This is a genomic window from Brevibacterium metallidurans, assembly GCF_037101285.1.
Taxonomy (GTDB): Bacteria; Actinomycetota; Actinomycetes; order Actinomycetales; family Brevibacteriaceae; genus Brevibacterium; species Brevibacterium metallidurans.
The window spans coordinates 545,202-558,724 of the sequence record NZ_BAAAAF010000001.1 but is presented as its reverse complement, the minus strand read 5'-3'; the positions used below and the strand labels follow the sequence as shown (position 1 = coordinate 558,724).

Below are 13,523 nucleotides of genomic sequence, written 5' to 3'. Positions count from 1 at the left end.
GAATCCTCCCCTCTAGGAGCCCGTCATGTCCGCACCCACGAAGATCCTCCCCATCGTCCTCGGTCGCAAGACCGTCACTGCACCGAGTTCGCTGCTCGTGATGAGTTCGTTCTTCGCGTGTGCCACGCTCTTCCTCACGGTGGCCGCCGGCGCCTGGATGTTCTTCCAGATCCCGCCGACCGGCGGCCCCCGGGAGGAGGGCATCGACGGGCTCTACAAGTTCTTCGCCGCCTTCGGCACGGTGCTCCTCGTCATCCCGGCGAGCACCCTGGCCTCGGCGTCTGCGACGCTCTCGGCGAGGCGGCAGGATGAGCGGCTCTCGACGATGTCGCTGCTCGGGGCCAGGCGCTCGGAGATCGTCGCGCTCGCCGTCGCCGAACCCCTCGTCCCCGCGGTCTGCGGGATCGTCCTCGGCGTCGGCGGCTACCTGCTCCTCGCGCTGCCCGTCAGCCTCATCCACTTCCTCGGACAGCCGATCGGGTATGCGAACATGCTCATGCCCCCGCTGCTGCTCGCCGGCGTCGTCCTCTTCCTCATCCTCGTCTGCGTCCTCTCCGCCCTCGTGGGTCTGCGCAAGGTCGCGGTCTCCCCGCTGGGTGTGCGGACGAAGTCGCTGAGCCGGAAGTTCCCGCTGGGCAGGGTCATCGCGGTGGCCGTCGCGATCCTCATCCTGCCCGTCGGCATCCTCGTCGCGAAGTCTGCGAACGCCGACCTCGCGGTCGTCATCTCCGCCGTCCTCGCTGTGTTCCTCGTGGGGATCATCGTCGTCGACCTCCTCGGCGGACTGCTCATGCGCTGGTTCGCGCACCTGTCCGGAAATCGGGCGAAGACTCCGCAGCGGCTCATCGCGGCCCGGCTCGTCTCCGATGAGCCCAAGCGGTTCTGGCGGCGGGTCTCGGGCCTGGCGATGACGGCCTTCGTCGCCGCCGTCGGCGGATCCGGGATCGCGCTCATGCAGATGGGCATCGACGCCGCCGAGGATCCCACCCTCGACGTCCCCGACGCGGTCGCGGTCTTCTTCTCCGACATGTTCACCGGCATCCTCCTCGTCCTGGGCATCTCGATCGTCCTCATCGGGGTCTCCGCGCTCATCAACCAAGTCGCCGACATCTACGATCGCGCCGACACCTTCGCCGACCTCTACGCGGCCGGCATGGACGTGGACACGATGCACGCCGCCCTGGTCAGGGCGGTTCTCGGACCCGTGCTCTGGGTGACGCTGCTCGCCGGCGGCCTCGGCCTCCTCCTCGTCCTGCCGCTGGCCGGTGCCGCGATCGTCTTCGAGCCCGTCACGTTCCTCACCATCCTCGCGTCAGTGGTCGTCGGTATCGTGCTCATCAGACTCGGCCTCCAGGTTGCGAAGCCGATTCTCGCTTCGGTGGCCACCGCCGGGCGCGCCCGGGTCTGAGGGCCGCCTCGGCGGGGTCGCCCAAGCGACGCGAATCGGTCCGGACCATGTGGTCCGGACCGATTCGGATCCCTCGCCGAGGCGGTGACGAGGATCGCTGTCGATCCCGAGTCGGGCGCGGGTAGAGTTGGATGGCACTGCGCCCGGGTCGGGGTCGCAGGAGAAGGAGGAGGAAGTCGTGGGAGTGACGACAGATCATGAGTTCGACGGTCTGCGGACCCCTCCGCAGGACGTCGAAGCCGAGGAGAGCGTGCTCGGTGCGATGCTGCTGTCGAAGGACGCGATCGCCGACTGCGTCGAGTCGATGTCCGGTGACGACTTCTACCGTCCCGCCCACGAGACGATCTACGAGGCGATCCTCGACCTCTACTCCCGGGGTGAGCCCGCGGACTCCGTGACGGTCGCGAACTATCTGACGAAGACCGGCGACCTCTCCCGCGTCGGCGGTCCCGCCTACCTGCACACGCTCATCGCCTCGGTCCCGACCGCGGCGAACGCCGCCTACTATGCGACGATCGTGCGCGAACGCGCCGTGCTGCGCCGCCTCGTCGAAGCGGGCACCCGGATCGTGCAGATGGGCTACGACGCCGAAGGCGACACGGACGACGTCGTCAACAACGCGCAGGCCGAGATCTACCGGGTTACGGAGAAGCACACGACGGAGGACTACGTCATCCTCTCCGAGATCCTCGGCGAGGTCGCCGCCGAGATCGAACGCAACGGCGACACCGACGGTCAGACCGCGGGGGTGCCGACCGGCTTCACCGAGTTCGACCAGCTCACCAACGGCCTCCATCCCGGGCAGATGATCGTCATCGCCGCCCGTCCCGGTGTCGGCAAGTCGACCCTGGCCCTGGATTTCATCCGCTCTGCGGCCATCCACCACAAGCAGGCCGCTGTCTTCTTCTCCCTCGAGATGGGCAAGAACGAACTCGTCATGCGTCTGCTCTCGGCCGAGTCGGAGATCCCCTTGCAGAACCTCCGCCGCGGCGAGCTCAGCCCCCACGACTGGACGAACCTCGCCGCGACCGAAGCGCGGATCAACGACTCGCCGCTCTTCGTCGACGACTCTCCGAACATGGCGCTGACCGAGATCCGTGCGAAGTGCCGTCGGCTCAAGCAGCAGCACGACCTCAAGATGGTCTGCGTCGACTACCTCCAGCTCATGAGCTCGGGCAAGCGCGTCGAATCCCGTCAGCAGGAGGTCTCCGAGTTCTCCCGCTCGCTCAAGCTGCTCGCGAAGGAACTCGAAGTCCCGGTCATCGCGCTCTCGCAGCTCAACCGCGGCAGCGAGCAGCGCACCGACAAGCGCCCCATGATCTCCGACCTCCGCGAGTCCGGGTCGATCGAGCAGGATGCCGACATGGTTCTCCTCATCCACCGTGAGGACATGTACGACAAGGAGCACGAACGCGCCGGCGAGGCCGACATCATCGTCGCCAAGCACCGTGCCGGACCGACCGGCGACATCGCCGTGGCCTTCCAGGGCGCAAAGTCCCGGTTCGTCAACATGCCGCAGTAGAGCAGGGGCGTCCGTGGGGGCGGTTGTTCGGACCCGGCGGGTTCCGGTGACCTGGGGCTTGACCTTGACCGAAGGGCAAGGATGAGGATCGGATCATGGCACAGACAGACCGTTTCCTGACGATCGGGGAGTTCGCCGCGCGCACGCGGCTGAGCCCCAAAGCGCTGCGACTCTACGACCGCAGCGGTCTGCTGCGCCCGCACCATATCGACGCCTTCTCCGGTTACCGCCGATACTCACCTGCACAGGTCGCCACTGGGCGACTCGTGCACCTGCTGCGAAGCGCCGACTTCAGCCTCGGCGCGATCGAATCCGTCCTGGCCGACCTGCATTCCGACACCGCATCTGAATCCGGTGCCGACCGTGCATGTCGCAGACTGGATGAGATGCTCGCGGGCATCGAACGCGATCATCAGGGGCGGAGAGTCGTCATCCGGTATGTGCAATCGCTCCTGAGAGAGGACACCTCCGCCATGTTCACCATCAGCACCCGAGACGTTCCAGCCCGCCGCTTGCTTTCGATCCAGCGCAGGCTCCACGGCGACCAGACCGATGCCTTCATCGCCGAGGCGAAGGCCGCCTTCCGGTCCCACCTCGGTGAGACAGTGCCGACCGGACCGTTGACCGTGATCTTCCACGGCCCCGTCAACGAGGCACAGGACGGCCCGATCGAGGTCGTGCTCGGCGTTCCCGAGGACGTCCAGGCGAGCGACGAGGTCGGGATTCGCACGGAACCGGCGCACACCGAGGCGTATACGACGATCACCAAGGCACAGTGGGACTACCCTGCGATCATGGCCGCCTACGATGCGGTGGCGTGCTCTCCAGAGGTTGCCGGTCGCAGCCGTTCGCCACTGTCGTGCCGCGAGGTGTATCTGGCGGAACCGGACGAGATCGGCGACGATGAGCTCATCTGCGATGTCGCCTACCCCCTCGGCGACTGAGCGAGTAAGGGCACGATCGACTCCGGCCGGCTCAGGTAGGCTCAACCTCAGCCCGCCGACGGGCTGGTCAGCGACTCGGCGGCACCGTCGTACTGGGTGCTCGAGGACCCCGACGGCAATCGGTGCTGTGTGTGCGCTGCGATGGAAGATGGATGAACATGTGTCGGACGGAAGAGCTCGTCATGCGTCACATCGACGCCTTCAATGCCCACGACGTCGACGCACTGCTCGCCGACTTCGCGCCCGATGCGCAGTGGACGACCGGGGACTACACGGTGCCGGCCGGCGAGCTGCGGGAGTTCTTCGCCACCGCGATGGAGTCGATCACCCCGCAGCTGACCTTCCGCCGCCTCATCGACGGCGGAGACGTGGTCGCCGTCGAACTGACGGAGACCTGGACGCACGGCGGTCGGGACCGGACTGCCTCCCTCGTGGCGATCTTCGACCTCCTCGACGGGCGGATCACCCGGTCGAAGATCTACCGCGAAGGTTCCGCCGACGCCTGAGCGCAGACCCGTGCCTGCAGCCGCAGGGTACCCGCGACCGGGCCCTGCGTACGATGACAGTCATGGACACGATGCCCAACGACCTGCTCGTCCTGCTCACTGTCTCCCGGACCGGGAAGTTCTCCACTGCCGCGCGGGCACTCAAGGTCAACCACACGACGATCTCCCGCCGCATCGCAGCGCTCGAGAAGTCCCTCGGCGGGCGCGTGCTCTCCCGTGCCGCCGAGGGCTGGGAGCTCACCGAACTCGGCACCGCCGCCGTCCGCGTGGCCGAACAGGTCGAGTCGGCTGTCGACAGCCTCGGCGAATCGGGCCAGGCACCCGACCCGATCACCGGAGTGGTGCGGATGTCGGCGACGGACGGTTTCAGCGCCTATATCGCCTCCGCGGCGGTCGCGAAGCTGCGCAGGCAGCATCCGGGGCTGAGCGTCGAGATCATCACCGTCACGCGCCAGGCCCTCCAGCAGCGGTCGGGCCTCGACATCGAGATCGTCGTCGGCGAACCCCAGGTCCACCGTGCCGAAGCGCTGCGCCTGGGCGAATACGCCCTGGGCATGTACGCATCGACGGATTACCTCGAGACCAACGGCACTCCGAGCACCGTCGCGGAGCTCATGGACCATCAGCTCGTCTACTTCGTCGACGCGATGCTCCACGTCGACGACCTCGATGCGCCCCGCCGCCTCGTCCCCGCCATGAGAGACGGGCTGACCTCGACGAACGTGTTCGTCCACGTCGAGGCGACCCGTGCCGGAGCGGGCATCGGCTTCCTGCCGTGCTTCATGGCCGACCGCCATCCCGACCTCGTCAGGCTCCTGCCCGATGAGCTCACGGAGAGGCTGCCGTACTGGATGGTGCTCCGCCCCGATTCCCTCCGTCGCCCTGCCGTCGCCGCAGTCGTCCGGGCCCTACGGGAGGAGACCGTGGCCCAGCAGGACGCCTTGGCGGGGCGGGGCTGAGCCGCCCTACGCGCTGTCACTCTGAGCGAAGATCGCCTCCTCGCCCTCTCGGTACGTCGTCACGGCGAAGTCGGGGAAGCGGGCGGCGAACTTCGACGTGTCGAAGATGTTGTCCCCGCGGTACCGGGGAAGGAGTTCGGCCGCCTCGGCGAGCATCGGATTGAACCTGGCACCGAGCTTGAACACCCACAGGGGCAGCACCGTGTACCCGATCCTGCGCCCGGTGATCGCCGAGGCGATTCCGATGAGCTGCCGGTAGGTCTGTCGGTTCTCATCGATCGGCAGATGCCACGTCTGCCCGTACGCGTCGGGAGTGTTGCTGAGGAGCGCGAGCGCCCGCGAGGCATCCGGGGTCCAGATGAGCGAGCGCTTCGTCGTCGCACTCACCGGCACGAGCGGGCGCTTGCCCGCCCTGATCCGGTCGAAGACGAGCATGTTCGACCAGCTCTTCGTCTTCCCCGGCCCGTAGAACTCCGGTGCCCGACCGATGAGCGCCTCGATCGTCCCAGCGGCCATCTCCTCGAGCAGCATCGTGACGATCTCCGCGCGCACCCGGCCCTTCCGCCCGCCGGGAGCGAATCCCGTCGACTCGGTCTGCGGGGCAGGCGTGCCCGGATACATGTACGTGTTGTCGAAGAAGACGAGTTTCGTGCCCTGGGCCTTGCACGCGTCGATGACATTGCGCATCATCACCGGGAACCTCTCCTCCCACAGCGCCGAATCCATCGGCAGTCCCACGGTGAGGTAGGCGATCGAACTTCCCGCGACGGCGCGCTCGGTCGAGGCTGGATCCATGAGGTCGGCGGCGACGAGCTCATCGGTGCCGTTGACCTGCTTGGGCCTGCGGCTGACGAGGCGGATGTCGGTTGTGAAGTTCCGGTGGAGCTCGCGGGCGAGCTCATCGGCGATGGGTCCGCCGGCTCCGAGGATGGTCTGCACGGTGTGTCCTTCCCAGCCGCAGGCGCGGCAGCTGTCGATGGCCTTATGTTAACGATGTTAACAGCGCGCGATTCGGAACCATTCCCTCTGTGCGCCGAGGTGGTCGAGGCGGATCCCCGGCGCGTTCGATGAACGTGGGTGCAGTGGACCTGAGGTGCGGGGCGTTCAGTCGGCGGCGACGGCGGCGAAGGTAGCGCGGACGCGGGCGTCGAAGTCGTCGTCGTTGCGACCCAGGGTGCCCTCGAGGTGGAGCGTCGCCATGCCATGGGCCAGCGCCCAGCCTGCGGTCGCCATCCCATGGGCGTCCCGGTCGGGGTGCGTCGCGGCGGCGACCTCCTCGATGAGTGCGAAGACCTGCGCGCACGCCGCACGGCGCTCCTCGTCATCGGCGAGCTCGGAGCCGAACATGAGCGCGTAGAGCGCGGGATGCTCCTCGGCGAAGTGGATGTAGGTCAGCGCGAGATCGACGAGCGGAACCCGCCCTGCCTCAGCCGCGTCGATGACTTCGCGCAGGGCGGTCTGCAGTTCGCGGAAACCATGCTCGGCCATTGCGGCTTCGATGTCCTGCTTGCTGCCGAAGTGGCGATAGGGTGCGGCCTGCGAGACTCCGACCCTGCGGGCGACGGCGCGCAGCGAGAACGGCTCTCCCTCTTCGAGCATCTCGATTCCCGCTGTCACGAGTGCGGCGCGGAGATTGCCGTGGTGATGACGTGGCTTCTCGGTCGTCGGCGTTGACACTGCTGTGGTTCCCCCATACGTTGTAGACACCGTTAACTTTATCAAGCCGGTCGACCGCGGAGGTCGCCGGCCCCGCCCTGACCGGAAGGCTCTCCCATGACCTCGGTTCTCTTCGTCATCACCGCAGTCACCGGCTGGACGATCAAAGACGGCTCGGTCCACCCCACCGGCTACTGGGCCGAGGAGGTCGCCGAACCCCACCGCGTCTTCTCCGAGGCCGGATGGGACATCACCGTGGCCACCCCGGGCGGTGTCGCCCCGACCCTCGACGAGCTCAGCCTCGGCGTCGCCGGCGGCAGGCCGAAGAAGCGCCAGGAGATCCGGGACTACCTCGACTCGATCGCGGACGTCCTCGACCACCCGGTCGCCCTCGACTCCGTCGACGAGGCCGACTACGACGTCGTCTTCTACCCCGGCGGACACGGGCCCATGGAGGACCTCGCGTTCGACCCGGTCTCCGGGGAGCTGCTCAAGCACAGACTCGCCTCGGGCAGACCGCTCGCCCTGCTCTGCCATGCCCCGGTCGCCGTTCTCGCCGCGACGAACGACGACGGCACGAACGCCTTCGCCGGACGGACGATGACCGGACTGTCCAATGTCGAGGAACGACTCAACCCGTTCGCCTGGAAGGCGAAGTGGCTGCTCGAGGACGCCGTCAAGGACGCAGGCATCCACTATGAGAAGGGCATCGTGCCGCTGCGCCCCCATGTCGTCGTCGACGGCAGCCTCTACACGGGACAGAATCCGGCGTCCGCCGAAGCGCTCGCCGACCGCGTCCTCGCCGATGTCGACGGTCGGGCAGCGGACGCAGGGGCGGCCCGATGAGGCGCGCACCGCTCGATCACCGCGGAACCACGGCGCTCGTCACCGGGGCGAGCTCAGGCCTCGGCGCCGAGTTCGCGCGGCAGTTCGCCGCTCGCGGGGCGAACCTCGTCCTCGTCGCCCGTCGCCGGGACCGGCTCGAGGCGCTCGCCCGCGACCTCGAGACCACCCACCGCATCACGGTGTACGTGTTCACCCATGATCTCGGCGCCACTGGAGGCGTGAGGGATCTCCTCGGCGATCTTGAGACCCATGGCATCGCCGTCGACTCGCTCGTCAACAACGCGGGCTTCGGCATCACCGCGCCCTTCGTCGACACCGAGCCGGACCGCCTCGGCGAGATGCTCTCCCTCAACATCGTGGCGCTGACCGAGCTCACCCGGTCCCTGCTGCCGCAGCTGCTCACTGCCGGCCGCGGTGTCCTCGTCAACGTCGCCTCCGCTGCGGCCTACCAGCCGACCCCGGGCATGGCCGCGTACGGGGCGACGAAGGCCTATGTCCTCTCCCTCACCGAGGCGATCGCCGAGGAGGTGCGCGAGAGCGGGCTGCGTGTCCTCGCGCTCAGCCCCGGTCCGACGAGCACGGAGTTCTTCGCCGTCGCCGGCGGCGACTTCTCCCAACCCATCAGCTTCGAGACACCCGAGAAGGTCGTGTCCGTCGCGTTCTCCGCGCTCGACCACCGCCAGCCGCGGTCGGTCATCTCCGGCTTCTCCAACCGCGCCATGGTGGCCGCAGCCGGTGTGATGCCGCGCAGGCTCGCTCTCTTCGCTGCGCGCAAAGCCCTCGAATGACGGGCCTCGGGAACCTGTGTGCGGGAGGGCCTTTCGGGGCATTCGGCTGACGGACACATTCCGGAAAAGACCGCGAAACATCCGCTCGCTACTCTGGCCGCATGAGCGAGACGACACTCACCGGCCAGAATCCGACTGCGAGCACGGCAACACCGCCCGGCGGCCCGCGGACCCCGGGCGGCATGAACTTCTACACCCGCAAATGGGTGCGGCCCGAGGACCTCAACGCCAACGGCACGCTCTTCGGCGGCAGCCTGCTGCGCTGGGTCGACGAGGAGGCGGCGATCTACGCGATCGTCCAACTCGGCAACCACCGGGTCGTCACGAAGCTCATCTCCGAGATCGACTTCGAATCCTCGGCCCGGGAAGGCGACATCATCGAGATGGGTCTGCTCGCCACCCACTTCGGCCGCACCTCGCTGACCATGCGGGCGAAGGTGCGGAACATGATCACCCGCAGAGTCATCCTCAGCATCGACAAGCTCGTCTTCATCGGCGTCGACGAGTTCGGCACTCCCATCCCGCACGGCTACTCGACGATCACCTACGACCGGGACCGGATGTCGCTCGAGAACGAGTGAAGGCAGGCCCGCGGCCGGTGCCGCTCAGGCCGGAAGCACGCCGAGGCGGTCGAGCTCGGTCCGCAGGTCCGCCGCCCCGGTGAAGACGATCCCGATGAGCCCGAGCTCCCTGGCTGCCTCGACGTTGACCGGCAGATCGTCGACGAAGACCGTGCGGCCCGGATCGAGGTCGAAGCGGTCGAGGAGGAGTGCGAAGATCGCGGGATCGGGTTTGATGAGCTTCTCGCGACCGGAGACGACGATGTCCTCGAGTTCGCCGATCGCCGGGGCGGCGACGGGAGCGTGGTGGATGGTCTCGGCCGACCAGTTCGACAGCCCCAGCAGCCGAACCCCGGCACCCTTGAGCTCGGCGACGATCTCAGCCATGCCCGGGATGGGTCCGGTGAGGGAACGGGGGAAGTTCTCGTAGTAAGCGGCGACGATCTCCCCGTACGCAGGGTCGGTTTCGGCGGCCCGGGCGACCACCTCGGCGATGGTGGACCCGTTGTCGGCGGAGACGTTGAGGGAGGCGAAGTCGGAGGCTTGGGCGAACTCCTCCCATTCCTCCCGGCTCATCCGGTCGGAGAGGGGACCGGTCTGGTCCCAGCCGACGAGGACCTGGCCGAGATCGAAGACGACAGTGGTGGGGACGTCGGACATGGAGGCACCGCCTGCGGGTCTGGGGGTCGGGTCTCCTACGCTACCGATTCCGGGGTCCGCAGTGCCAGGGGATCACGCGAGGAGGACTTCGACGCCGGCCGCGGTGAGTTCGGCGATCGCATCGGGATCGGCGTCCTCATCGGTGACGAGGACGTCGATGGCCTCGATCGGACAGATGCGCACGAACGCGGTCCGTCCGATCTTCGAACTGTCGGCCACGACGACGACGTGCTTGGCCCGGGAGGCCAGGACGCCGTTGATGCTCGCCTCCCCTTCGTCATGCGTCGTCGCCCCGTAGCCGGTGGCGATGCCGTCGACGCCGAGGAAGACGAGGTCGAGGTTGAGCTGCGAGATGACGTCGTAGGCGATCGGGCCGATGAGCTCGTTCGACTGGGGACGGGCGACCCCGCCGGCGACGACGAGCTTGATGTGCTGGCGAACGGTGAGCAGATTGGCGATGTTCACCGCGTTCGTCACGACGGTGAGGCGGGAGTCGTACGTGTGATGGATGAGGTCGGCACGCTGCGCGATGGCCTGCGCCGTCTCGCTCACCGTGGTCCCGCCGTTCATGCCCACCGTCATGCCCGGCTTGACGAGCGAGGCGCTGAGCATGCCGATCCGCTCCTTCTCGTTCGCATGCTGCGCGGACTTGTACTTGATCGGCAGATCGGCGACCCCCGAGGACACGGCGCCGCCGCGGGTGCGGGTGAGCAGCTGCTGGGCGGAGAGATGGTCGAGGTCGCGGCGCACGGTCGCTGCGGACACGGCGAGCCTGTCGGCGAGTTCGCTCACGCTCATGTGGTCGTTCTCGGCGAGGAGTTCGAGGACGGCGTTGAGCCGTTCATATCGCACCGGCCACCTCCTGGGCTCCAATGGCATACCGAATCCTGTGCATGAGCGTAGCACCGCTCGAACCGCCTGACCGGGGTCCGTGCGGAATCCGCACCCGGTGATGACCCGGGGGCAGACGCGAATCGGCCGGTGACAGCAGCGAAGCTGTCACCGGCCGATGCGTTTCGATGCGACCCGGTCAGCGCTCAGCGCGCGTCAACCGGGACGATGAAGTCTCTGGGCGTGGAGCTCAGAGGGGGCGAACGGTCGTGGCCTGGAGGCCCTTCTGTCCCATCTCGGACTCGAATTCGACGTTCTGTCCCTCGACGAGCTCGCGGTAACCGGTCGATTCGATGGCGGAGTAGTGCGTGAAGACATCGGCCGAACCGTCGTCAGGCTGAATGAATCCGTAGCCCTTTTCCGCGTTGAACCATTTCACGGTACCTGTGGTCATATTCTTTGTATCCTTATTCAACTGCGACCGCCGGAGCGGTCTTGATGGTCGGATCCGAGACGGATCCGGCTGTTCACACACAGGGGACCGGAGAACGGTCGGCGGATGCCGCACATCGTCCGGCCATGAGGTGTGAGTTTTCCGTCGGAAGACGCGCGAATGAACCGCAGGTCCGACGAAGATCTGGGGGAGGCGTCGACGCACGACGCGTATGAGAAGAGAGAAGAGGGAAATGTAGCGATGCCTCCAGCCTAACAGAGTCACGGCCGCAGCGGCGGGGCGACCGGGAAATTCTTCGACGCAGGGAGGCTGTTCCTACACTGAGACGGTGACGCTCACCGAGGTTCTCCCCTTCCTGGCCGGCATCGCCGTCCTCGTGGCGCTGACGATCGTCATCCTCCGCATCGCCGAGGTGGGGCTCGGGTGGCTGCCCGTCGTTGCGATCCTCCGTGCCGTCGTCCAACTCACCCTCGTCGCGCTGCTCCTGGCCGGGGCGCTCAACGCCTGGTGGTCGGTCGCGGCGTTCATCGGCCTCATGCTCACCACCGCCTCGGTGACCTCCCTGCGCCGTGCACGCGCACTGCCGCGCGGACCGCTGGGAGCCGTCCTCGGCGTCGTCATCGGCACGCTCGTGACGATCGGACTCGTCCTCGTCCTCGGCCTCGTCGACCTCCGGTTCGAACGGGTCATCGCGATCGCCGGCATCGTCTCCGGCAACTCGATGACCGTGGCCACCCTGTCGATGCGCCGCTTCGCCTCCGACCTCCGCTCCGGCTGGGGAGAGGTCGAAGCGTGGCTGGCGCTCGGCGCGCCGCCTCGGCGGGCGAACCGGCGACTGCGGCAGACCGCGGTGCGCGAGGCCCTGCTGCCCAATCTCGACCAGACGAAGAACACCGGACTCGTCACCCTGCCCGGGGCCTTCGTCGGCGCGCTCTTCGCCGGAGCGCCACCGCTCGAGGCCGCCCAGTTCCAGATCGTCGTCCTCGCAGCGATCATGCTCGCCGGGGCGATCACCGCGGTCGTCGCCACCCAGTTCGCCTCCGGTGTCGCCCTCAAGCCCGTCGAAGTGGAGCAGTGAGCCGTGCTGGGAGCAGTGCACCCTGTCGGAATGCGGATTCGTCGCCCGCGCCCGTGAGAACGTGCAGACAGTGCTCATGAACCGGGTTTAGACTGCCCGGATGTCTACGATCGAGATCACCCAGGACAACTTCGAGACCACCGTCAACGACAACTCCATCGTCCTCCTCGACTTCTGGGCCGCCTGGTGCGGTCCGTGCCGACAGTTCGCCCCCGTCTTCGAACAGGCCTCCGAGACCTACCCCGACATCGCCTTCGGCAAGATCGACACAGAAGCCCAGCAGCAGCTCGCCGGTCTCTTCGCGATCACCTCGATTCCCACGCTCGTCGCCTTCCGCGACGGCATCGTCGTCTTCGCCCAGCCCGGTGCGCTCGCCGCCCCGCAGCTCGAGCAGGTCATCACCGCGGTCAAAGACCTCGACATGGACGCTGTGCGCGCCGAGATCGCCCAGCGCGAAGCCGGGGACGGCGCCGCCGAGAGCGCACCCGAGCAGTGACCGACGGGCCGGCCGGACCGTCGGCCGACAACGCCCCCGCCGCGTGGACCCGGTCCGGATCCGCCCCTGACCATTCCGTGCCCGGTTCGGTCGCGGAATGGGAGGAGCACTACTCCGGCGCCGAGGCGGTGTGGTCGGGCAACCCCAACGCCGCCCTCGTCGCCGTCGTCACCGAGCTCGACCTCGCACCCGGCCGCAGCCTCGACGTCGGCTGCGGCGAAGGCGCCGACGTCCTCTGGCTCGCCGGCCGCGGCTGGCAGGCGAAGGGCATCGACCTCTCCGAGACCGCGATTGCGCGCGCCCGGACCGCGGCCGAGCGCACCGGCATCCGCGCCGACTTTACCGTCGCGAACCTCGCCGACTGGGCAGACGACGCAGGTGCCGATTCCCGACCCCGCCGAGGCGGCTTTGACCTCGTCACCGGATGCTTCCTCCACACCCGGCTGCCTGAGACCCGGGACGAACTCCTCACCCGCCTCGGCGAACTGGTCGCCCCCGGCGGACGCCTCGTGCTCATCTCCCACGCCGGAGTCCCGCCCTGGGCGGCAGGCCACGACGGCGCAGACGTTCATGAGCACGGGGCAGACGGCCGTTCCCACGACGGCGGGCACAGTCATGACGGGTTCGACTTCAGCACCCCTGAGGCGGACTTCGTTCTGCTGGAATCCGGCGGAACCGGCGTGTGGGAGCTCGACCTCGGCGAGACCCGCACCCGGTCGGTCACCGGCCCCGATGGGACTCCGGTCGACCTCGACGACGGCATCCTCGTGGCAAGGAAAGTATAGGCATTCTTCACTACACGCCGTAGAGGGCCC

The 13,523-nt window shown here is 67.8% G+C and carries 16 protein-coding genes; 11 read left to right on the top strand and 5 right to left on the bottom strand.

Annotation, left to right across the window (positions count from 1 at the left end):
- Nucleotides 1-25 precede the first annotated feature (25 nt).
- The 5 genes from AACX88_RS02430 (at nt 26) to AACX88_RS02410 (ending at nt 5,339) form a co-directional block, all read left to right on the top strand.
- Complete coding sequence (locus AACX88_RS02430; protein WP_339391503.1) at nt 26-1,408, top strand: FtsX-like permease family protein; 1,383 nt, start codon at nt 26-28, stop codon at nt 1,406-1,408.
- 184 nt (nt 1,409-1,592) lie between these two features.
- On the top strand, nt 1,593-2,930 hold the full coding sequence (gene dnaB / locus AACX88_RS02425; protein ID WP_339391547.1) for a replicative DNA helicase: 1,338 nt from the start codon (nt 1,593-1,595) through the stop codon (nt 2,928-2,930).
- Between the two features lie 95 nt (nt 2,931-3,025).
- Entirely contained in the window at nt 3,026-3,874 is an 849-nt protein-coding gene (locus AACX88_RS02420; RefSeq protein WP_339391502.1) for a MerR family transcriptional regulator, read from the top strand.
- A gap of 182 nt (nt 3,875-4,056) precedes the next feature.
- Nucleotides 4,057-4,380: a nuclear transport factor 2 family protein gene (locus AACX88_RS02415; protein ID WP_339391501.1), complete on the top strand. Its 324-nt coding sequence runs from the start codon at nt 4,057-4,059 to the stop codon at nt 4,378-4,380.
- A 62-nt stretch (nt 4,381-4,442) separates the two neighbouring features.
- Entirely contained in the window at nt 4,443-5,339 is an 897-nt protein-coding gene (locus tag AACX88_RS02410; RefSeq protein WP_339391500.1) for a LysR family transcriptional regulator, read from the top strand.
- A 6-nt stretch (nt 5,340-5,345) separates the two neighbouring features.
- Here AACX88_RS02410 and AACX88_RS02405 read toward each other — a convergent pair whose 3' ends face one another.
- Together AACX88_RS02405 and AACX88_RS02400 are read right to left on the bottom strand one after the other, a co-directional pair.
- The gene (locus tag AACX88_RS02405) at nt 5,346-6,278 is read right to left on the bottom strand and encodes an NAD-dependent epimerase/dehydratase family protein (protein WP_339391499.1); all 933 of its coding nucleotides are present in this window, start codon (nt 6,276-6,278) and stop codon (nt 5,346-5,348) included.
- 165 nt (nt 6,279-6,443) lie between these two features.
- Nucleotides 6,444-6,956 (bottom strand): TetR/AcrR family transcriptional regulator, encoded by a 513-nt coding sequence (locus AACX88_RS02400; RefSeq protein ID WP_339391498.1) that lies wholly within the window; start codon nt 6,954-6,956, stop codon nt 6,444-6,446.
- 156 nt (nt 6,957-7,112) lie between these two features.
- On the opposite strand from AACX88_RS02400, the gene AACX88_RS02395 reads away from it, so the two are divergent.
- From AACX88_RS02395 to AACX88_RS02385, 3 genes are all read left to right on the top strand, one after another.
- Nucleotides 7,113-7,841 (top strand): type 1 glutamine amidotransferase domain-containing protein, encoded by a 729-nt coding sequence (locus tag AACX88_RS02395; RefSeq protein WP_339391497.1) that lies wholly within the window; start codon nt 7,113-7,115, stop codon nt 7,839-7,841.
- A complete protein-coding gene (locus tag AACX88_RS02390) occupies nt 7,838-8,629 on the top strand; it encodes an SDR family NAD(P)-dependent oxidoreductase (protein WP_339391496.1) in 792 nt (263 codons plus the stop codon). The genes AACX88_RS02395 and AACX88_RS02390 overlap by 4 nt, the downstream gene beginning before the upstream one ends.
- 182 nt (nt 8,630-8,811) lie before the next feature.
- On the top strand, nt 8,812-9,210 hold the full coding sequence (locus AACX88_RS02385) for an acyl-CoA thioesterase (protein WP_339391546.1): 399 nt from the start codon (nt 8,812-8,814) through the stop codon (nt 9,208-9,210).
- A 24-nt stretch (nt 9,211-9,234) separates the two neighbouring features.
- Here the strand turns inward: AACX88_RS02385 and AACX88_RS02380 are convergent, their stop codons facing one another.
- The 3 genes from AACX88_RS02380 to AACX88_RS02370 form a co-directional block, all read right to left on the bottom strand.
- Nucleotides 9,235-9,849 (bottom strand): HAD family hydrolase, encoded by a 615-nt coding sequence (locus AACX88_RS02380; RefSeq protein ID WP_339391495.1) that lies wholly within the window; start codon nt 9,847-9,849, stop codon nt 9,235-9,237.
- 72 nt (nt 9,850-9,921) lie between these two features.
- Nucleotides 9,922-10,701: a DeoR/GlpR family DNA-binding transcription regulator gene (locus tag AACX88_RS02375; RefSeq protein ID WP_339391494.1), complete on the bottom strand. Its 780-nt coding sequence runs from the start codon at nt 10,699-10,701 to the stop codon at nt 9,922-9,924.
- Nucleotides 10,702-10,930: 229 nt separating this feature from the next.
- Complete coding sequence (locus AACX88_RS02370; RefSeq protein ID WP_009376805.1) at nt 10,931-11,134, bottom strand: cold-shock protein; 204 nt, start codon at nt 11,132-11,134, stop codon at nt 10,931-10,933.
- A 328-nt stretch (nt 11,135-11,462) separates the two neighbouring features.
- Here AACX88_RS02370 and AACX88_RS02365 point away from each other — a divergent pair, with 328 nt between their 5' ends.
- The 3 genes from AACX88_RS02365 (at nt 11,463) to AACX88_RS02355 (ending at nt 13,493) form a co-directional block, all read left to right on the top strand.
- Nucleotides 11,463-12,212 (top strand): ABC transporter permease, encoded by a 750-nt coding sequence (locus AACX88_RS02365; protein ID WP_339391493.1) that lies wholly within the window; start codon nt 11,463-11,465, stop codon nt 12,210-12,212.
- A 100-nt stretch (nt 12,213-12,312) separates the two neighbouring features.
- Nucleotides 12,313-12,708, top strand: a complete 396-nt coding sequence (trxA, locus tag AACX88_RS02360) for a thioredoxin (RefSeq protein WP_339391492.1) — start codon at nt 12,313-12,315, stop codon at nt 12,706-12,708.
- The gene (locus tag AACX88_RS02355) at nt 12,705-13,493 is read left to right on the top strand and encodes a class I SAM-dependent methyltransferase (protein WP_339391491.1); all 789 of its coding nucleotides are present in this window, start codon (nt 12,705-12,707) and stop codon (nt 13,491-13,493) included. Before trxA ends, AACX88_RS02355 begins: the two co-directional genes overlap by 4 nt.
- Nucleotides 13,494-13,523: the final 30 nt, after the last annotated feature.

Excerpts from the sequence above, each read along its gene's own strand:
- AACX88_RS02430 (WP_339391503.1), top strand. The coding sequence starts at position 26 with ATGTCCGCACCCACGAAGATCCTCCCCATCGTCCTCGGTCGCAAGACC.
- AACX88_RS02420 (WP_339391502.1), top strand. The coding sequence starts at position 3,026 with ATGGCACAGACAGACCGTTTCCTGACGATCGGGGAGTTCGCCGCGCGC.
- AACX88_RS02415 (WP_339391501.1), top strand. The coding sequence starts at position 4,057 with ATGCGTCACATCGACGCCTTCAATGCCCACGACGTCGACGCACTGCTC.
- AACX88_RS02410 (WP_339391500.1), top strand. The coding sequence starts at position 4,443 with ATGGACACGATGCCCAACGACCTGCTCGTCCTGCTCACTGTCTCCCGG.
- AACX88_RS02395 (WP_339391497.1), top strand. The coding sequence starts at position 7,113 with ATGACCTCGGTTCTCTTCGTCATCACCGCAGTCACCGGCTGGACGATC.
- AACX88_RS02390 (WP_339391496.1), top strand. The coding sequence starts at position 7,838 with ATGAGGCGCGCACCGCTCGATCACCGCGGAACCACGGCGCTCGTCACC.
- AACX88_RS02385 (WP_339391546.1), top strand. The coding sequence starts at position 8,812 with ATGAACTTCTACACCCGCAAATGGGTGCGGCCCGAGGACCTCAACGCC.
- AACX88_RS02380 (WP_339391495.1), bottom strand. The coding sequence starts at position 9,849 with ATGTCCGACGTCCCCACCACTGTCGTCTTCGATCTCGGCCAGGTCCTC.
- AACX88_RS02370 (WP_009376805.1), bottom strand. The coding sequence starts at position 11,134 with ATGACCACAGGTACCGTGAAATGGTTCAACGCGGAAAAGGGCTACGGA.
- trxA (WP_339391492.1), top strand. The coding sequence starts at position 12,313 with ATGTCTACGATCGAGATCACCCAGGACAACTTCGAGACCACCGTCAAC.